This is a genomic window from Chloracidobacterium thermophilum B (assembly GCF_000226295.1).
Classification (GTDB): Bacteria; Acidobacteriota; Blastocatellia; order Chloracidobacteriales; family Chloracidobacteriaceae; genus Chloracidobacterium; species Chloracidobacterium thermophilum.
Genome location: NC_016024.1, coordinates 2664837 through 2683362, shown reverse-complemented (window position 1 = coordinate 2683362; position 18526 = coordinate 2664837). Strand labels below are relative to the sequence as shown.

At 61.6% G+C, this 18526-nt stretch carries 15 protein-coding genes; 6 read left to right on the top strand and 9 right to left on the bottom strand.

Going from position 1 to position 18526, the window contains the following annotated elements; genetic code table 11:
* Positions 1-279 precede the first annotated feature (279 nt).
* Entirely contained in the window at positions 280-1263 is a 984-nt protein-coding gene (locus CABTHER_RS11125) for a VWA domain-containing protein (RefSeq protein ID WP_014100745.1), read from the top strand.
* A 268-nt stretch (positions 1264-1531) separates the two neighbouring features.
* Here the strand turns inward: CABTHER_RS11125 and CABTHER_RS16055 are convergent, their stop codons facing one another.
* On the bottom strand, positions 1532-2209 hold the full coding sequence (locus tag CABTHER_RS16055; protein WP_014100744.1) for a TetR/AcrR family transcriptional regulator: 678 nt from the start codon (positions 2207-2209) through the stop codon (positions 1532-1534).
* Between the two features lie 246 nt (positions 2210-2455).
* Here CABTHER_RS16055 and CABTHER_RS11115 point away from each other — a divergent pair, with 246 nt between their 5' ends.
* Entirely contained in the window at positions 2456-2791 is a 336-nt protein-coding gene (locus CABTHER_RS11115; RefSeq protein ID WP_014100743.1) for a hypothetical protein, read from the top strand.
* Positions 2792-2893: 102 nt separating this feature from the next.
* Here the strand turns inward: CABTHER_RS11115 and CABTHER_RS11110 are convergent, their stop codons facing one another.
* From CABTHER_RS11110 to CABTHER_RS11100, 3 genes are read right to left on the bottom strand one after another with little or no spacing between them, the layout of a single operon-like run.
* Complete coding sequence (locus CABTHER_RS11110) at positions 2894-4513, bottom strand: M20/M25/M40 family metallo-hydrolase (protein WP_187288383.1); 1620 nt, start codon at positions 4511-4513, stop codon at positions 2894-2896.
* 5 nt (positions 4514-4518) lie between these two features.
* Positions 4519-5070, bottom strand: coding sequence for a peroxiredoxin family protein (locus tag CABTHER_RS11105; RefSeq protein ID WP_014100741.1), 552 nt, complete (start codon positions 5068-5070; stop codon positions 4519-4521).
* Between the two features lie 54 nt (positions 5071-5124).
* On the bottom strand, positions 5125-6003 hold the full coding sequence (locus CABTHER_RS11100; RefSeq protein WP_014100740.1) for a polyprenyl synthetase family protein: 879 nt from the start codon (positions 6001-6003) through the stop codon (positions 5125-5127).
* 125 nt (positions 6004-6128) lie between these two features.
* Here CABTHER_RS11100 and CABTHER_RS11095 point away from each other — a divergent pair, with 125 nt between their 5' ends.
* Together CABTHER_RS11095 and CABTHER_RS11090 are read left to right on the top strand one after the other, a co-directional pair.
* Positions 6129-7379, top strand: coding sequence for a methyltransferase domain-containing protein (locus CABTHER_RS11095; protein ID WP_014100739.1), 1251 nt, complete (start codon positions 6129-6131; stop codon positions 7377-7379).
* Between the two features lie 4 nt (positions 7380-7383).
* On the top strand, positions 7384-8706 hold the full coding sequence (locus CABTHER_RS11090; RefSeq protein WP_014100738.1) for a 5'-deoxyadenosine deaminase: 1323 nt from the start codon (positions 7384-7386) through the stop codon (positions 8704-8706).
* Between the two features lie 10 nt (positions 8707-8716).
* On the opposite strand, the gene CABTHER_RS11085 is transcribed toward CABTHER_RS11090, so the two are convergent.
* Positions 8717-9634, bottom strand: coding sequence for a DUF4351 domain-containing protein (locus CABTHER_RS11085; RefSeq protein ID WP_014100737.1), 918 nt, complete (start codon positions 9632-9634; stop codon positions 8717-8719).
* Positions 9635-9806: 172 nt separating this feature from the next.
* Positions 9807-10772, bottom strand: coding sequence for a DUF4351 domain-containing protein (locus CABTHER_RS11080; protein WP_014100735.1), 966 nt, complete (start codon positions 10770-10772; stop codon positions 9807-9809).
* 108 nt (positions 10773-10880) lie between these two features.
* Here CABTHER_RS11080 and CABTHER_RS11075 point away from each other — a divergent pair, with 108 nt between their 5' ends.
* Both CABTHER_RS11075 and CABTHER_RS11070 read left to right on the top strand, forming a co-directional pair.
* Positions 10881-13286, top strand: coding sequence for a tetratricopeptide repeat protein (locus CABTHER_RS11075; protein ID WP_014100734.1), 2406 nt, complete (start codon positions 10881-10883; stop codon positions 13284-13286).
* A gap of 60 nt (positions 13287-13346) precedes the next feature.
* Positions 13347-14672 carry an AmpG family muropeptide MFS transporter gene (locus tag CABTHER_RS11070; protein WP_014100733.1) on the top strand — a complete coding sequence of 442 codons (1326 nt, stop codon included), beginning with the start codon at positions 13347-13349 and terminating at the stop codon, positions 14670-14672.
* A gap of 14 nt (positions 14673-14686) precedes the next feature.
* Here CABTHER_RS11070 and cls read toward each other — a convergent pair whose 3' ends face one another.
* The 3 genes from cls to panB are packed head-to-tail and all read right to left on the bottom strand — an operon-like array spanning position 14687 to position 18522.
* Entirely contained in the window at positions 14687-16117 is a 1431-nt protein-coding gene (cls, locus tag CABTHER_RS11065) for a cardiolipin synthase (RefSeq protein WP_014100732.1), read from the bottom strand.
* Between the two features lie 54 nt (positions 16118-16171).
* Positions 16172-17593 carry a phosphoglucomutase/phosphomannomutase family protein gene (locus tag CABTHER_RS11060; protein WP_014100731.1) on the bottom strand — a complete coding sequence of 474 codons (1422 nt, stop codon included), beginning with the start codon at positions 17591-17593 and terminating at the stop codon, positions 16172-16174.
* A gap of 56 nt (positions 17594-17649) precedes the next feature.
* A complete protein-coding gene (panB, locus tag CABTHER_RS11055) occupies positions 17650-18522 on the bottom strand; it encodes a 3-methyl-2-oxobutanoate hydroxymethyltransferase (protein ID WP_014100730.1) in 873 nt (290 codons plus the stop codon).
* Positions 18523-18526: the final 4 nt, after the last annotated feature.

Sequence of the window (18526 nt, the reverse complement as noted above, 5' to 3'; positions counted from 1 at the left end):
GACCAAACCCTTGACAATCAACGCTGAGCGCGGCAGATGCCGAGCTGTCTTCAACCGGGAGAAAGGAAGTTTTCCACAGGTTTTCCACAGATGCTCCACAGGCCTGTGGAAATCTTTGGCATAATCCCTAAAGTCTTTTTTTGCAGTTATTTGGAGATAATGAAAAGTCGTTGTCCGGCGTTCAACCTAGCACATGGAAAGCACAGCGACAAGAAAAATCCACAGGCAACCCAGGGAGTTCAGCCCACTGGCGACAAGATTCCGGGAGGTAGGCACAAAATGACAGGAACGAAATTCTGGCTCGTGGTTGGTGTCACCCTTCTTGTTCTGCTCCAAGGTACATCACTCGGCCTGGATGGGCAGGAACGCACGCCCAAGCGTCCCCCGAAAGCCAACCCATCAGCAACACAGGACGAGGTGTTCACCATAGATACCAGCCTGGTGGTTCTCGATGTGGCTGTTTTCGACCAGGACAATCGCTTTGTCGGCGATCTGCGCAAGGAAAACTTCCGTGTCTATGATGAACAGGTGGAGCAGCAAATCGAGTACTTCAGCCGCGATGAAGCCCCGGTGAGCCTGGGATTCGTCGTGGATACGAGTGGTTCCATGCGTCCACGACGGACGAAGGTGATCGAAGCCGTGAAGTTTCTCGCACGTGCGGCAAAGCCAGGCGATGAGTTCTTCCTGGTGGACTTCAAGAACAGGGCTGAGCTGGCTGAAGAGTTTACACCGCGGCCGGCAGACATCGAGGATGCCGTGGACAACATCGTGTGGGGGGGCGGAACAGCCCTGCTCGATGCCATTCAGCTTTCTGCCGAGTACGCCGACAAGGAGGGGAAAAACCGCCGCAAGGCAATTGTCGTCTTCTCTGACGGCGATGAGCGGGACAGCTACTACGACCGCAAGCAGATGCTCAAGCTGCTTCAGGAGTATCAGGTACAGGTCTATATCGTCGGCTTTCCCGATGAAGATGACGATGGCGGTCTGTTCGGCCGCTCGACACGGAAGCGTTCCGTCCAGCTCATCCAAGATATTGCCAAGGAAACTGGCGGCCGTGCCTTTTTCCCGAAGACGCTGGACGAGCTTCCAGAAATTGTGCGTACCATCAATGCCGACCTGCGTACCCAGTACTCAATCGGGTTTGTTCCGAGCCAAGGCCTGCAAGGCGGGGGCTTTCGGCGCGTCACCGTCCGGGCTGAGGATGGAAAGCGCAAACTCGTGGTACGTACCCGCTCTGGCTATACCCCGCGCAAGGGTGACTGACCACTCCACGGTAACTGCCGGCAACTGTGGATAATGAACTCCCCTGCCTGTGGAAAAACTGTGGAAAACCATGAAGTAAAAGCCCCGGCTTGCTTTCCCCACCTTCCCTGCTGGTTGATCTGAGAAGATAAGCCGCTTGTTTTCCAATACTTATAGACACGTAGCCAAAGTCTTTTCACCAGGGGAGGAAAAGCAGAGCTGTGGAAAACCTGTGGAAAAAAGTGTCTAACCAGTCTTTCCCTGAGTACTTGCGGGCAAGCTGCGGCCGTTATGCCGGGAGCTGAGACCTGGCACCGAAGACAAATCCATAGGTCATGTCTGTCAGGCAGGTGATGTAGGGCGGCCAGTCTTTCTCTGGCAATTCGTCTTCAAAGACGCATTTGCGGGCAACCGCCTCGACGGCGTGGACGATGGTTGTCGCTGCCGTGTGCGGATCGGTCAGGCCCGTCAGTCCCAGCGCCATCGCCTTGCGGAGCAACTTCTCCAGGTTTTCTACGGATTCTTCCATCAGGCGCCGGCACAGCGCCCCGACGGCTTCATCCTTGGGAGCCAGGTCGTAAATGAGACGGGTCAGCCCTGGCGTCGCCGCCTTGTTGGCAAAGGTGCGGTGAATACAGCGTTCAATACAACCCCGGAGGTCGCCGCCAGTCAGGTCTTCTTCAGTGAAATTGCTGAAGACGGCATCCAGACGTTCGGCAATAAGCTGCTCAAACAGCAAAAGTAGAATCTGCCGCTTGTCTGAGAAGTAGGCATAAAACGACCCAATGCTGACACCGGCTGCCGCCGCGATGTCATTCGAGGTCGTTTTCTCGAAGCCTCGTTCCTCGAAAAGCTGGGCGGCAGCCAGGATGAGCTTTTCACGGGTGCGACGGCTGCGTTCCTGCTTCGGTAGTGCAACTCCAAGCTCTGAGCCAATAGTCAGAGAGCATTTCGTAGGCGCGCTCATGATTCGTATCGGAAAGACCGGTCAGGCTGGCCCTTCATCCTAGCAAAGGGTTGTGTGTCGCTTCCAAAACATTTTTCAGGCCAGGTTTTCAGCACTGCAGGTGAGAAGCCGGAAGAAGGGGCTTGTAAAATATGAACCTAAGCTCATATTCTGGTTATACAGGTGATATGAACAAAAGCTCAGCTTCATGTCACATCGAACACAGCCCAAAAAACCGCAGCGCGGTTGACAAAAGGAGTGAAAGCCATGCGACAGGTCATGTTGGTTTCTCTGGCCCTGGTGTTGCTGAGTCTTCCCGTTTGGGCGGCCAAACGGAAGCGGGAGACGGTAATCCCACGGGATTGCACTGTCCAGGGGCAGGAAGTGAAAACAGGCACGTACACGCTTGAGTACGACGACGAACAACCCGGTGAGTTGATCATTCGGAATGGCAGCCGGGAGGTGGCCCGGACGAGCTATACCCTGGTCGAGCTGCCGAAGCCGGCAACGGCCGACACGGTGGTGTTCACAAACAAGGACGGCACCCGCAGAATTGCCCGCATCGAAATGAAAGGCTCCAAAATGGCCCTTCAGATCGAATAATCCAGCCGGACATCTGTTTTCTGCCGACAGGCAACCGACAATGACAGGCTGGTAACGACCCCAGTTGGGGGAGTTGCCAGCCTGTCTTGGTTCAGGGTGGAGTTACCGATTCGGCGTCGTGCGCTCCCGGCTTTTCCACACATCCAGGTCAAAGCGCTGCTCACGGTTGGCTGTTCGCCAGGCCGTTGCATAGACCAGCTTGGTGATGCGGGCCATTTTCTCGAAATCAATCTTGTCCACCGTGTCGGTCGGTCGGTGGTAGTCGGCATGCAGGCCGGTGAAATAGAAAACAATCGGGATGCCGCGCTTGGCGAAGTTCCAGTGGTCGCTGCGGTAGAAAAGCCGCATCGGATGCGCTTCGTCATTGTAGGTGTAGTCAAGCCGAAGCTGGACTGTGGCGGCATTGGTCTGCTCGCTCAGCTCAAAGAGCTGGCGGCTGTGTTTGTCCGGCCCGATGAGGAAGACACTGTCGCGGTCGGTCAGTTCGGCATTTTCACGCCGGTCGTCACCGGGCGGGCGGGAGCGGCCGATCATGTCTATGTTGAAGTTCGCCACAATGGCTTCCAGCGGCACGAGCGGTTCCTGATCAGTAAAGTAGCCTGAGCCAAGCAGGCCCATTTCCTCGCCGGTGTTGAACAGGATGAAGATCGAGCGTTTTGGGCGCTCACCTTCGGCAAACACCCGGGCCAACTCCAGAACGGCTGCCGTGCCGGAGCCGTCGTCGTCGGCTCCGGGAAAGATGACGTCACCCTGCGCCGGCAGGTGGTCATAGTGGGCACTGAGAACGACGTACTCGTGTTTGAGCTTGGGATCAGCGCCATCGAGGATACCGACGACATTCTGGCCGTATTCGACCCGTTCGTTTTCAGTCGTGCGGATGGTACAGCGGCGCTGGGCAGCAACGGATGGCAATGCTGCGCCGGTTCTGGCTGCCTCGTGTACTTGTGCGAGGGTGAGGTTGAACGGGGCCAGAAAGGACTCAGCCGCGGCTGGACTCAGCAGGAAGGTTGGAATGGCTGGCTGACCCGGTGTTGTAGCAGCGGCTTTCGGGCGCACGCGCGGGACAGACCGGCGGCGGGCGTACGCCGCTGCCTGGTCCCAACCCGCGGCCAGCTTTTCGTCCGGGACAAACAACATGGCCCGTGCGCCATGTTCCAGAGCAGCTTTCTCGCGCCAATCGTTTGGCAGGCTTTCCCCGGCCAGAACATCCGGCGTGCCGCTTGCCAGGCAGAGAACAATCCGTCCCTCGGCATTGACCATCTGGTAAGCATCCATTTTTGGGTGGGATGCCCCGTACCCAACAAAGACCATCTCAGCTTCCAGCGACAGATTGGGCAGGGTTGCCGCCGGATCGCGCAGAATGAAGTCCTCGCCATGGACAAAGGGTTTTGGGGCACCCTCCAGCATCAGCCTGGAGTCCTGCCCGCCGGTTCGCGTCACAAAGGGAATTTTCTGGAAAAATGAGCCATCGGTGGCCGCCCCCCGGTAGCCGAAGGCTTCGAGTTGGGCAGCCAGGTAACGCGCTGCGATGCGATTGCCGGCACTGAGGGTATAGCGTCCGCCAAGCTCGGCTGAGGCCAGAAAGGAAAGATGCCGTTTGAGCTGAACGGCACTGATGGCGTCCAGGTTGGACGGAAGCGGTAACGAGCCACCAAAGCCGGCCAGAAAGAGCAGGACGAAGCACGCGGTCAGGAAACGGTATGGTGCAGCAGGTCTGGACATGGCTTTCATGGTTGCGCTGCCGGGGCTGGCTCGGCCAGAAGCTCGTCAATGAGGCTGGAGAATTCGACTTCCGTGCGCTTGGGATGAAACCCGGAAACCCGCCGCCGGATGCGCCCGGCCCGGTCAATGAAGTAGGTTGTCGGCAGCCGTGAAGCGTCATACTTGGCGGCGGCGACAGCACCGGCATACACGGGGAAGGGCGGCGCTGCCTGCTGGATGAAATGGCGCGCTGTTTCGGCCTCTTCGGCCAGGTTGAGCGACAACAGGACGACGCCGCGTTCTTTGTACCGGTCATAAAGCTTGACCAGAAGCGGAAATTCGGCGCGGCAGGGCGGACACCAGCTTGCCCAGAAGTTCATGACCACCACCTTGCCGCGCAGGGAAGAAAGGCGGATGGAGGTGTCATCGGTCAGACTTGGCGCTATGAAGTCCGGCGCCAGCACTTCAGACGCAGGATTTCCACGGCGGGTATCCCCCTGCCTGATGCCGGACTGGGCTGCCACGACCAGGGTCCCCGTCACGAAAAACAAAAGCAACCAGCTCGTGATGTATCGCATAGAACGCTCCACACGGACGAAAGTGAAAGACAAGGAAATACCGCACCGGCCGGGCTATGAAGTGCGGTTTACGACAAAGCGCGCCATTTCGATGAGCAGTTGCGCCCGTTGGCCGAGCGGTGCAAGTACCTCAATGGCCTCCTCGGCCAACGCCTCGGCCTGTTTCCGGGAAGCCTCCAGCCCGTACAGTGCCGGATAGGTCGCTTTGCCGGCTGCCGCGTCCTTGCCAGGTGTCTTGCCCAACTGTTCAGCCGTGGCTGTTTCGTCAAGAATGTCATCAGCAATCTGAAAAGCGAGTCCCACCCGGTCGCCGTAAGCGGACAGCAGCGCCAGGTCGCTTTCGGCGGCATCGGCGACAATCCCGCCGCAAACCAGCGCCCCACGGATGAGCGCGCCGGTTTTGGCCCGGTGAATGAATGCCAGCCGCCCGGCATCAATGGGCTTTCCTTCGGCTTCGAGGTCAACAATCTGGCCGGCAATCATGCCTTCAACCGTACCGGACCCAACGGCCAGTTCCCGGATGACGCGCACTTTTTGTTCGGCAGGGGCATCCATTTCAGCCAGAATCCGAAACGCATGGGTCATCAGCCCGTCTCCGGCCAGAATGGCGGTCGCTTCATCAAACTGCTTGTGGCAGGTTGGCATGCCCCGCCGCAGGTCGTCGTTGTCCATGGCCGGCAGGTCATCGTGGATGAGAGAATAGGTATGAACCATCTCGAAGGCACAGGCCACTGGATAGAGCCGCTCTGGTGCGCCGCCAAAAACCTCGCCGGCAGCCAGCACGAGTATGGGGCGCAGCCGCTTGCCACCAGCCATCAGACTGTACCGCATGGCTTCGTGAATGCGCGGCGGCGGGGTCGTCACTGGCGGCATGAGTTGGTCAAGCCAGCGGTTGACTTCGGGAACCTTTTCCGCGAAGTAGGCTTCAATCATAGGGTGCTTCTGTGCTCCCGGCAGATGAAATCAGAACTTGCAACGATAAGCGTCCTTGCCGGGCAAAACAACCACTTCCCCGGAATGGGCTTGCGCTCTGGCAAAGCCTGAAGACCTGCGCTCTGATGAACAACGATTTGTTGCAGCACGTGGAACGCTATCTGGTAGGGCGTCTGCTTGGCCCCGAGGCGCTGGCCCAGTACGACCGTGGGCCGGTCGGCAAGGCATTTCTGCGCCCGACGGCCAGTGCCCTGGTGCGTCTTTCCGATGATTTTACCCGGGAGCGCCAAAACCTCGCGGAGGCTGCTCCTGGAGATTACTGGCACGACACGCGCTGCCTGGCCTATCTGTTCCACTTTCTGCCACGCAACTATGTCAAAGCCGCCTGGGTGCTGGCTGAACTGGGCGGGCATCCAGATGTTGTCAAAGAACTCACAGCAAAATCCCGGTTCACTGTCCTGGATGTGGGCTGCGGGCCGGGTACTTCGGCTCTGGCGACGCTGTCATTTCTGGCGTCGTTGCAGCCGGCGGCGTTTCAGGTGCGGATCGTTCTGGTCGAAATGTCACCAGCCGCCCTCCAGAAAGCGACGGACCTGCTGCGGCAGGCCGCCGACTGGATCAATGCCGAGCGTCATGAAGCCATGACGCTGCACGTGACGCCACACACCGGCGATGCCAAACGTACGGGCAAGTACCCACCGCACGCTGCGGCTGATTTCATCTGGCTTTCCAACGTTCTCAACGAGTGTGCCCCGGAGGACGGCCCGCCGGCTGCCTGGGTGCGGGAACTGGTCAGGAAACACCTTGCACCGGATGGCAGTTTGTGTGTCATCGAGCCGGCCCTGCACGCAAGTGCGCGTGCGGCTATGCAGCTTCGTGACGCGCTCCTCGAAGATCTTTCAGAATGTGGAATTTTCGCGCCCTGCACGGCCAACGGGCCCTGTCGGATGCTGGCCGGGCGACCGGAACGGGACTGGTGTCATGTTGCGCTGACCTGGCATCCAACACCGCTGGTCGCCCAACTCGATGCTATGACCGGGTTATCCAGTCGCATCCAGAAGTTTTTCTACTTCGTGCTGCGGAAGGACGGAAAACACGCGACGGAAGCTCGTTCGGGCTGGACGCCGTGGCGCGTCATTGGCGACCTCCAGCGTGAAAAGGGACGTGAAAAACGGCTTGTCTGTGGCCCTGACCGCTGTACGCTGCTGATGCGCTTCAAGCGTGACCGCCACGCCGGTAATGAAGCTTTCAGCGCGGCCAGGCGGGGAGATGTTCTGTGGCTTTCGTCGGCGCCGGTGCTCTTGGCCGATGGGCTGCGGTTGTTGCCGCACACCCAGGTCGAGCGCCAGACTGTAGCCTCGCCCACAACGGAGTAAAACCATGCCGACCCTGCGGATTATCAACGGCACACTGCTCACGAGTGGTCCGCGTCATCAGGTCATCAACGGCAACCTGTACGTGCAGGATGGCCGCATCACGCACCTGGGCAAAGTTCCTGAAACGGCCGATGAGACACTCGATGCCTCCGGGTGCGTAGTGATACCGGGTTTTGTCCAATCGCACATTCACCTGTGCCAGGCCCTGTTCCGGGGCGCAGCCGATGATCTTGAACTTCTCGACTGGCTGAAGACGCGCATCTGGAAGTTTGAGGCCGCCCACACGCCTGAAAGTCTCCGGGTTTCGGCACAACTCGCCATCGCAGAAATGATGTCTGGCGGGACGACCTGCGCCATGACGATGGAGAGTGTCCACCACACGGAAGCTGCCCTGGAGGTCGTTGCCGAAACCGGTTTTCGTGCGGTTGTCGGGAAGTGCCTGATGGATGCCGGCGATGAAGTGCCCCCGGGCCTTCGTGAGACGACAGCGCAGGCGCGTACCGAATCCCTCCGCCTTCTCGACGCCTGGCACGGCCGGGCCGGGGGCCGGATTCACATGGCTTTTGCGCCCCGCTTCGTTTTGTCGTGCACCGAAACGCTGTTGCGGGAGGTGGCAGCCCTGGCACGTGAAAAGGGCGTACGCATCCACACACACGCTTCGGAAAACCGGGATGAGGTGGCGCTGGTCGAACGTCTGACCGGACGGCGAAACCTGGCGCACCTGCACGCGCTGGGCCTGACCGGCCCCCATGTCGGCATCGCGCACTGTATCTGGCTTGATGAGACCGAACTGGAGCTTCTGGCCGAGACCGGGACCCACGTGCTGCACTGCCCGTCCTCAAACCTGAAACTCGGCTCCGGCATCGCCAAAGTCGTGGAAATGCTGGAGCGCGGTATTTCGGTTTCCCTGGGCGCCGACGGCGCACCGTGCAACAATCGGCTCGATGCCTTCACGGAAATGCGGACAGCCGCGCTGCTTCAGAAAATGCGCTGTGGCGCGCGAAAACTCACCGCGCTGGACGCCTTTCAGATGGCAACCTGGCACGGAGCACGGGCGCTTGGACTGGAGAACGAAATTGGCAGTCTTGACGTGGGAAAAGCGGCCGATATAGCCGTCGTGACGCTTGACACCCTGCATGCCGCGCCGCATCCCGATCCACTCTCAGCCCTGGTTTATGCGGCTATGGCTTCTGACGTACGGCATGTGGTCATTGCCGGTCGCGTCGTCGTCCGCGACGGAGCGTTGACGGCACTCGATGCCGCAGACGTGCGGACCCAGGCCCGGCGTGAGTTTGCCGCCTTGGCGGTGCGGGCCGGTGTGGCCTGAAGCCTGGTCGTTACGAAGGCTTGTCCGGGTTTTCGGTGACTTCGGAAGTCGTAGGCCGGAGGGCCAGCCAGGTACGTACCGCGTCGAGGCTGTCGAAGTTCAGAGTTTCAACAGCCAGGTTTTCGGCCTGTTCCCGTGACAGCAGGGCAACCTGGGCAGCGATGCTTTCCGGGAGCGGGCCAAAGCGGCGTTCGAGCAGGGTGCGGGCCAGCCTGATGGCTTCCAGGTGACTGCCCTGTGCCAACCCGCGTTCGACGCCCTGTGCCAGCCCGCGTTCGATGATTTCCTGGTAAATGACCGATTCCCGCATCGCTTCCTCCCGAAATAAAGCCCGAATCAATGTCCGGTCAAAGCGCAACCCGGCCAACACCTGCGCACAGGCTGACACGTTAGCGCGTTGGCTGGCGTCTGTCATCCGTTCAACCCGCGCAGCAGTTTCCCGCAGCAGCGCCTCATCGGAAGCCGCCTTTCCAAGGACAGCCAGCGGCAGCAGGGCTTCATCATCCAGAAGTTCGGTGGCGTCAACTTCCCAAAGCCGCAGCACGTGGAAACTGTGGTGTGTCATACCAGCCGTGAAGGTGCCGGGCATCTCCTGGGCTGCCGGCGTACTTTTCAGCAGCAGGACAACCTGCCGGGCCGGAGTACGGTAGCGGCGGAAAAGACGCACCCAGTAGTCCAGCATCCGAAACGCCAGGGGCGGGTCGGAAGTCGGATCGAGATGAAACTCGATGTGCAGAAGGAAGCCTGCGGCCCGGATGAAGGTAACAAAGTCGGCGCGAACCGGCTCGACGGGTAGTTCGGTTTTGAGAACCTCGACCTCGGCGGCTTCCATGTCGTGTGGAAGCTCAGGATAATGCCTGGCCAGCCAGCGGACGAAAGCTGCCGGATAGGTTTCTGCCAGGTACTTGCACAGGTTGTCGTACGCCATTGCCCTTGCTCAGACGGGTTTTTGGAGACTCGCTGCCCAAGATACTTCGCAAGATACTTCGGATGAACAACGCTGGCTGCCCAAGTACAGATGCAGCAGAAGACCCGGGCCCGGGCCCAGCGCGAGTTTGCAGCTTTGGCGGCACGGGCCGTTGTGACCTGAAGCGCGGCTGTCACGAAGGCTCGGACGGGTTTTCTGTCGCTTCGGAAGCTGTGGGTTGGACAGCCAGCCAGGTACGTACCGCGTCAAGGCTGTCGAAGGTGAGGGTCTCGATAGCCAGGCTTTCAGCCTGTTCCCGTGACAGCAGGGCAATCTGGTCGGCGACGCTTTCCGGGAGCGGGCCAAAGCGGCGTTCGAGCAGGGTGCGGGCCAGCCTGATGGCTTCCAGGTGACTGCCCTGTGCCAGCCCGCGTTCGACACCCTGTGCCAGCCCACGTTCAATGCCCTGCGCCAGCCCGCGTTCAATGCCCTGCGCCAGCCCGCGTTCGATGATTTCCTGGTAAATGACCGATTCCCGCATCGCTTCCTCCCGAAACAAAGCCCGAATCAGTGCCCGGTCAAAGCGCAATCCGGCCAGCACCTGCACACAGGCTGACACGTTAGCGCGTTGGCTGGCGTCTGTCATCCGCTCAACCCGCGCGGCGGTTTCCCGCAAAAGCGCTTCCTCGGAAGCCGCCTTTCCAAGAACAGCCAGCGGCAACAGAGCTTCGTCATACAGAAGTTCAGTCGCTTCAACTTCCCACAGACGCAGCACGTGAAAGCTGTGGTGCGTCATACCGGCTGTGAAGATGTTGGGCATCTCCCGTGCCGCCGGTGTACTCTTCAGCAACAGAACCACCTGCCGGGCCGGAGTGCGGTAGCGGCGGAAAAGACGCACCCAGTACTCCAGCATCCGAAAGGCCAGAGGCGGGTCGGAAGTTGGGTCGAGATGAAACTCGATGTGCAGAAGGACATCAGCGGCCCGGATGAAGGTGACGAAATCGGCGCGAATTGGCTCGACGGGCAGTTCGGTTTTGAGAACCTCGACTTCAGTGGCTTCCATGTCGTGAGGAAGCTCAGGATAATGCCTGGCGAGCCAGCGGACGAAAGCCGCCGGATAGGTTTCTGCCAGGTACTTGCACAGGTTGTCGTACGCCATGGCCTTGCTCACACGGGTCCCCTGGAGACCGCGCCACACGAGGTACTTCAGCCGTGTCCGTCGTTGCAACCAGGATGCACTCAGGGACAGTGCTCAACGGATGTCACCATGCTCACGCCCGGAAGACAACGCCTGCTGGCCCGCAGCACCGTCTTTGTCGCCCTGCTGACAACCCTTCCGACGCTGCCCGTGCCGCCCGGTACGACTTCTGACCTTCCGGTGCCCGGCCCGGCTGAAACAGCCGTCTCCCACGCGCCATTCGAGGCCCGAACGGCAACGCTCCGCATCCAGAAGGCCGTGGATGACCGGCGTTATGCCGATGCGCTGCGCGATCTCGCCCAGTTTGCCAGTGCTGCGCCGCAGCTCTACACGGTCAACAACTACGATTATCTGCGGGCGCGCCTGCTCCACCGCACCGGCGATCTGGCAGGCGCCAGAACCCTGTATGAGCAGGTCATGCAACGCTCCGGCGGGCAGATGTTCGCACCGTACTGCCTGAAATACCTGGCCGAGTTGGCGCGTCAGGAAGCCCAGTCCGGCAACCGGGCTGCCAGCCGCGATGAACAACGCTGGCTGACCGAGCTTGTGCAGCGGTTCGGAATCCATCCGGCCGCACGCGGTGCCCGCCTGCGGCTGGCCGAAAGCTACGCCGCCGCCGGGCAACTTGATCGCGCGATAGCCCTGTATCGTCAGTTGGCCTCCCAAAGCCGTGAATATGAAGTCCGGCTGGGTGTGCTTCTGCGTCGGGCGGGTCAGGAAGCCGAGGCGCGAGAACTGTTCCGGCGGCTGCTGGCCACTGGAAAAGATGATGCCGCCCTGCTGGCGGCCGAACAGCTTGACGCCCGGGAGGACCCCACCTTGTCGCCGGCCCAGCGCCTGGCGCGCGCCCGGCTTTACCTGGCCAATCGCCACACCGAAGGCGCAAAACGCCATTTCCGCGCACTCGTGGAGCAGGTCCCGGCCGTTCCAGAGCGTCCTGAAGCCCTGTGGAGTCTTGGGCGCGCCTTCTTTATCGAGGAAAACTGGGATGAAGCCATCCGCTGGCTGGACCGCGCGCACGAGGAATATCCCACGTCACCGGAAGGCGAAAAAGGCTACTACCAGGTCGGACACGCGCTCCAGAATGCCGGACGTTATCAGGAAGCCGTTGCGCGGTACGAAGCCTTCATTGCGGCCTATCCCAACAGTGAGTTTTTGGGCGGCGCGCATCTGAATGCCATTGATGCCCTGCGCCTGGCCGGTGACTTCAAGGCAGCTCTCGAATGGTGCGACCGCGCGGAAAAACGCTTCCCGCGTGAGCTGGCCGGCGTGACGGCGCGCTTTCAGCGGGCAAAGATTTTCATGTCCCAGAGCAACTGGCGCGCGGCGCTTAGTGTGCTGGAAGACCTGCAACGCCTGCCGCTGCACCGGCGCGGTCCCGGTTCGACCAATGCCAACGAAGTCACCTTCCTGCGCGCCCTCTGTCTGGAACGTCTGGAGCGTTTCGCGGAAGCCATCGAAGTCTATCTCTCACTGCCCGACACCCGGACGAGCTACTACGGCCAGCAAGCCACCGCGCGGCTTCTGGCGCTGGCTGAAAACCGTAAAGCACAAGCCCTGATTGCCCAGCGCCTCAGCTACTTCCGCCAGAGCCAGACCAAGGATGCTCTGCACCAGGCGCTGCGGTTGACCTCCGACCCGGATACGCGGCGCGCTCTGCTGGGCCAGCTTGAAACCGTCTATCGCCAGCTTCCAGCCTATGCCCGCGCCTGGCAGGTCAGCGTACCTGAACCGGGCCGGCAGGTGATTCTCCGCACCGAGGACGCTCCGGCCAGCCGCAACCTGGCCGAAGAACTGTCGTTTCTCCGGCTCTTCGACGACGCCCTGCCCTTTCTGGAAGGCGGCAGCGGGCCGGCGCTGGCTCAGGCCGTCTATGCCGGACGTGGCAATCAGGCGTGGAAAGCTATGGCCTACGGAGAGCCGATGTTTGGCGCGCTGCCGGAAGACTTCCGGCTGGAAGTCATGCCGCGCCTCGTGGCCGAACTGCTCTACCCGGCGCCCTACCGCGATGAGCTGGTTGAACAGGCGCAGCGGCGCGGCGTGGACCCGCGTCTGTTGCTGGCCATTGCCCGGCAGGAATCGCGTTTCAATCCCACCGTCAAATCACCGGTCGGCGCACGCGGCATGTTTCAGTTCATCGCTGCCACGGCGGAACAGGTTGCCCAAAAGCTGGGGCTGCCGGACGTGACCCAGACTGACCTCTACGAACCACGCTTTGCCATACAGTTTGCGGCCCAGTATGTGGCCGATTTGTTTACCTTGTTTCCCAACCATCCGGCGGCCGTTGTCGCGGCATACAATGGCGGTGAGACCGCTGTGGCGCGCTGGTGCGCACGGGCCGGTGCGGACGACCAGGCGCGCTTTGCTTCTGAAGTCGGCTATGCTGAAACCAAGGACTATGTTTTCAAGGTTATGACCAACTACCGCTGCTATCGGCTGTTGTTCGACGAAAACCTGCGCCCGCAGCAGTGGTGAAACCAGCAACCGGAGCCGGGCCGGCGTTGCAGGTCTGGTTCCCGGCTTCAGCCCACGCCGTTGTCCCTTCCGACTGTTTCTCCGCCTTCAAACTGGCGCGCGGCGCTGGCGCCCTATCTCGAAGGGCTGACCGTACGGATGTTCCTCCTTGGCTTTGCGGCCGGGCTGCCACTGCTGCTGGCGCTCAGCACGTTGAGCTTTCGGCTGCGCGAGGCCGGAGTTGACCTGGCTGCCATCGGTTACGCCAGTTGGGTTGGAATGGTCTATGGTTTCAAGTGGTGTTGGTCGCCGCTGGTTGACCGCATGCCGCTTCCCGGACTGACGACACGGCTCGGCCAGCGGCGGGGTTGGCTGCTGTTGGCGCAGGTTGCCGTGGCGGGCGGTCTTGTGGGGCTGGCGCTGACCGATCCGCGTCAGGCGCTGGGACGGACTGTCAGCTTTGCGCTTTTTGTTGCCTTTGCCTCCGCCACTCAGGATATTGCCCTCGATGCCTACCGCATCGAGTCTGCCGATGTGACGCGCCAGGGCGTTCTGGCTGCGGCCTATCAGACCGGCTACCGGCTGGCCATGATGTGGAGCAGCGCCGGGACACTCTGGATCGCCACCCGGCTTGGCAGCCGTAACGGCTATGACCAGTTTGGCTGGCAGGCGGCCTACCTTGTCATGGCGGCTTCAATGGCAGTTGGTGTGCTTACGGTCCTGTGTTCGCGCGAACCGGACACCCGGCGCGTCTCTGTTGCCGGAAACCTTTGGGCGTGGCTGCGCGAAGCCCTCCTCGAACCGTTTGCCGATTTTCTGCGCCGTTACCGCTGGCAGGCGGTGCTGACGCTGCTGCTCATCACGACCTACCGCCTGAGCGATACCGTTCTGGCCGTGATGGTCAACCCGTTTTACGTGGACATGGGTTACACGAAAGACCAGATTGCAGCCGTAAGCAACGTCTATGGCGTCGTCATGACGCTCACCGGTGCCTTCCTGGGTGGGGTTCTGGTATCGCGCCGGGGGAGCTTGTGGCCGCTGTGGCTGGGGGCCCTGCTGAGCAGCGGCACGAATCTCCTCTTTGCGGCGCTCAGTCTCACGGGTCCACACCTGGCGGCGCTGGTCGTGGTCATTTCTGCGGAATATCTCGCCACGGGGCTGGCTTCGGCGGCCTTTGTCGCCTACCTGTCGTCGCTGACGAACGTCGGCTACTCGGCAACGCAGTATGCCCTGCTTAGCTCGATGATGTTGCTGTTGCCAAAGTGGGCGGCAGGTTTTTCGGGATCGGCCGTGGCGACGTTTGGCTACACAAAGTTTTTTGTCGGCACAGCGCTGCTCGGTCTTCCGGCGATTCTGCTGGTGTCGCTGGCGCTGCGCTTCAACCGCCCTGCGACGGCGCAAAGCTGACCGAGCCGGCGGCCCTACAGCATCGGAGAGAACAGCCGCGCCACACCGTCACGCAGGCGAATCGGCAGCGGACGCTCCCGGAGCTGGGCCGCCGTAACCAGTGTGGCTTCCCGGCGGGCCGCCTGGAACAGCGCCTCCAGATGCTGCGCCAGGGCCGTGTCATAGACTTCCAGGTTGAACTCAAAGTTGAGCCGCAGGCTGCGGGCATCCCAGTTGGCTGAACCGATGCACACCCAGTGGCCGTCCACGACCATGAGCTTGCTGTGGTCAAACGGGCCGGGGCGCTCCCAGATGCGCGCTCCGTGTTCAAGCACCTGCCAGTAATGCGCCCGTCCGGCCCACTGAACCAGCGGATGGTTGTTTTCAACCGGCGTCAGGATGTCCACTTCGACACCACGCAGCGCCGCCGCACTCAACGCTGCCAGAAGGGACTGGTCGGGGACGAAATAAGGCGTCCAGATTCTGACGCTCTGCCGCGCCACATTCAGCGCGCCCAGAAAGACCCACCGCAGGCGGTCAAGGGTTTCATCCGGGCCGGCTTCGATGCCGCGCGCCAGTGCCGGCCCGGCCGGTTGGGGGCCTTCCTCCCCCCAGAACCTGGTATCCAGGCGTTCGCCAGTGGTGAAGTACCAGTCGTCGGTGAAGGTTTCCACCATGTGGCGGACGACCGGCCCCCGGACGTGAAAGTGCAGGTCACGAAAGGCCGTCGCCGGGTTTTCCGGCCGCCAGTAGGGGCGGTGGATATTCATGCCGCCGGTAAAGCCAATCTGGCCGTCCACAATGAGCAGCTTGCGGTGATTGCGCAGGTTGGCGGCGTGAAGCCGCGCCGGAAGTACCGGCGGGTTGAAAGAGACCACATTCAGCCCGGCGGCTTTTAGAAACCTGAAGGCTGAGCCGCGTACCAGGCGCACGTACACATCGTCTATGAGAATGCGAATGCTGACGCCGCGCTGCTGCGCCGCCAGCAGAGCTTGTACAAACTGGTCGCCGATGCCGTCGCGGTCAAAAATGTAGGTGGCCAGGGCAATACTGTGCCGGGCCTGGGCGATGGCATCGAGCATGGTCGGATAGGCCTGCACACCGTTGACCAGGGGCGTGATGTGATTTCCGGCCAGCAGTGGTTGGCCCGTGACCTGTTGGACGAGCCGCGCCAGGCCACCCAAATCATCATCCGCCAGCATTTCGGTTTGGTCTTCACCGGCAATCTGTTCAGCCGCCGGTGGCAGGGCCGTGGCGTCCCGGAGACGCTGGGCGCGGCGCTGGAGGCGGTTGATGCCGATCAGCAGGTAGAGTACCGCGCCCAGAACCGGCAGAAACCAGACGACGAGCAGCCACAGCAGGGCCGAGCGTGCTTCGCGTTTGTAGAGCAGCGCGTGCCCGGAGACGATGAGACCAACGACACCGAAGAGGATAAACGCTGTCCATTCAAACCAAACGGCGTCCATTCGCCCGGCTTCTTTCGTGGAAGGGCGGCTGTCGCCACCTGCCTGTCCACATCGTCAAAGTGACTCGTGCACCAACTGTTCGCCGAAAGCCAGCAGCGCCGACATCTTTTCGACGGTCGTGGCCTCGCTATAGACGCGCACCAACGGCTCAGTGCCCGAAGCCCGGAACAGCAGCCAGCTTTCGTCCTCGAAGTGGAGTTTTACGCCGTCGAGCAGTCCCACCTCGCGCACCGGATAACCGGCGACAGCCGCTGGCGGGTCGGCTTTCAGGCGCTCGATGAACGCCAATCCCTGCTCGATGTGGTCAAGCGCCAGGTCGCGCCGGTCGTAGGCAAAAAATCCAAACTCCTCCGAAATGTCAGCCACCAGCTCGGACGGCTTCCTGCCAAAGGCCAGAATGGCTTCCAGAAAGAGCAGCCCGCTGAAGATGCCGTCCCGCTCCGGGATGTGCAGTTTGCAGCCCAGGCCGTTGGATTCCTCGCCGCCACACAGGATGTCGTGGGTTCGCATCAGGGCGGCAATGTGCTTGAAGCCAACGGGCGTTTCATAGGTTGGCAGCCCGTGGCGCTCGGCAATGCGTTTGACGACGACACTTTGGGAAACCGTCCGGGCAATGCCGCCGGTCAGTCCACGCTTGCGGATGAGATACAGCGCCAGAATGGCCAGCATGCGGTGGGTGTTCAGGTAAGCGCCGGTGTCATCCACCGCGCCGATACGGTCAGCATCGCCATCCGTTGCCAGTCCCAGAAAGGCCCGGCGGCGGACCACCTCATCACACAGGGGTTGGAGCTGCGGCATCATCGGCTCCGGGTGAATGCCGCCAAAGTAGGGGTCCCGCTCGGCGCGCAGGGTGGTGACGCGCAGCCGTCCGCCCTGGAGCAACTGCTCGATGTAGCGTCCGCCGGCACCGTACATCGAGTCCACGAGCACTTCGCCGTCGAAGGCGCGCAGGCGGTCGAGGTCAAGCAGCTCGCCGATCCGTGCCAGGTAGCGCGCGGAAGGGGGCACGTACTGCACCTGTCCGCTGGCCAGCGCCGCGCGCAGCCCTGTCGTGCGCGGCGGGTTGGCGTCAAGGCGGGCTTCCACCTGAAGGGTGTATTCCGGCGGCGCCGAACCGCCAAAGGGCAGCTTGATTTTGAAGCCCGAAAACTGTGGCGGATTGTGGCTTGCCGTGATGACGATCCCGCCCCGGGCACGTTCGGCATAGCAGTCGTAGGACACCATGGGCGTCGGCACGAACTGGTCGTACACACGTACCTGGAAACCATTGCCAGCCATGACTTCGGCCACGCGCGCTGCGAAATCCTCACCAAGAAAGCGGCGGTCGTGGCCGACATAGACCAGCGGGGCCGTTCCGTCGGCGTCGGCCAGGAACTGCTCGGCCGTGGCCTGGGCCACACGGTCCAGATTGGCAAAGGTAAACTCACGGGCAATGCGTCCGCGCCAGCCATCCGTACCAAACTTGATTGTGGTCATTGAGGGTGCTCCAGAAAACCCGGAGCGGGCAGGATGCCCGCGCTCCCGGGTGAACGTTACTCGTCACAAGTGGCGTCCATTTCCTCCAGTTCCTGCTCAAACAGCACGCGGGCTTCGGCGGACATCGAAAACGAGTGTTCCGCCGCCGGAAAGACGCCTTCGCGTACTTCGCGGGCATAGTCGCTGACGGCCTGGCGCAGGATGTCGCCGACATTGGCATAGCGTTTGACGAACTTCAGGTTCGCGCCCGGCCCCCAGCCAACGGCGTCGTGGAAGACGAGAATCTGTCCGTCACAGCCGTTGCCAGCGCCGATGCCAATCGTGGGAATCCGCAGTCGCTCGGATATGGCTCGGGCAACTTCGTGGGGAACGCATTCCAGAACGATGGCAAAACAACCGGCCTCCTCCAGAACCAGGGCATCGTGGACGAGCGTCGTGGCCACATCCACATCGCGTCCCTGGACAACGTTCCTTCCGAAGACGTGGGCCGATTGTGGGGTGTAGCCAAGGTGCCCCATGACCGGAATGCCGGCTGTGACCATACGCTCGATGGTTTCGGCGCTGCGGCTGCCGCCTTCAAGTTTGACAGCCTGCGCGCCGCCTTCCTTGAGAAACCGCCCGGCGTTGCGCAGCGCCTCCGCCTGATCGGCCTGATAGGACAGAAACGGCAGGTCGGCGACGACCAGCGCCTGATGCGTACTGCGTGCAACGGCTCTGACGTGGTGAAGCATGTCGTCCATGGTCACGGGAAGGGTCGTTTCATAGCCGAGCAGGACGTTGCCCAGGGAGTCGCCAACCAGAATGACATCCACGCCGGCGGCTTCGCAGACCATGGCCGTCGGGCGGTCATAGGCAGTCAGGGCGACGATGCGCTTGCCGTCAGCCTTCAGGCGCGTCAGGTCGCCCGGCGTGACACGGGATGCAGGCATAAGG

Bases quoted from the DNA above. Each gene is read 5' to 3' on its own strand.
- CABTHER_RS16055 (WP_014100744.1), bottom strand. From the start codon at position 2,209: ATGAGCGCGCCTACGAAATGCTCTCTGACTATTGGCTCAGAGCTTGGA.
- CABTHER_RS11095 (WP_014100739.1), top strand. From the start codon at position 6,129: ATGAACAACGATTTGTTGCAGCACGTGGAACGCTATCTGGTAGGGCGT.
- CABTHER_RS11075 (WP_014100734.1), top strand. From the start codon at position 10,881: ATGCTCACGCCCGGAAGACAACGCCTGCTGGCCCGCAGCACCGTCTTT.
- panB (WP_014100730.1), bottom strand. From the start codon at position 18,522: ATGCCTGCATCCCGTGTCACGCCGGGCGACCTGACGCGCCTGAAGGCT.
- CABTHER_RS11060 (WP_014100731.1), bottom strand. From the start codon at position 17,593: ATGACCACAATCAAGTTTGGTACGGATGGCTGGCGCGGACGCATTGCC.
- CABTHER_RS11125 (WP_014100745.1), top strand. From the start codon at position 280: ATGACAGGAACGAAATTCTGGCTCGTGGTTGGTGTCACCCTTCTTGTT.
- CABTHER_RS11085 (WP_014100737.1), bottom strand. From the start codon at position 9,634: ATGGCGTACGACAACCTGTGCAAGTACCTGGCAGAAACCTATCCGGCA.
- CABTHER_RS11090 (WP_014100738.1), top strand. From the start codon at position 7,384: ATGCCGACCCTGCGGATTATCAACGGCACACTGCTCACGAGTGGTCCG.
- CABTHER_RS11115 (WP_014100743.1), top strand. From the start codon at position 2,456: ATGCGACAGGTCATGTTGGTTTCTCTGGCCCTGGTGTTGCTGAGTCTT.
- cls (WP_014100732.1), bottom strand. From the start codon at position 16,117: ATGGACGCCGTTTGGTTTGAATGGACAGCGTTTATCCTCTTCGGTGTC.
- CABTHER_RS11110 (WP_187288383.1), bottom strand. From the start codon at position 4,513: ATGTCCAGACCTGCTGCACCATACCGTTTCCTGACCGCGTGCTTCGTC.
- CABTHER_RS11080 (WP_014100735.1), bottom strand. From the start codon at position 10,772: ATGGCGTACGACAACCTGTGCAAGTACCTGGCAGAAACCTATCCGGCG.
- CABTHER_RS11100 (WP_014100740.1), bottom strand. From the start codon at position 6,003: ATGATTGAAGCCTACTTCGCGGAAAAGGTTCCCGAAGTCAACCGCTGG.
- CABTHER_RS11105 (WP_014100741.1), bottom strand. From the start codon at position 5,070: ATGCGATACATCACGAGCTGGTTGCTTTTGTTTTTCGTGACGGGGACC.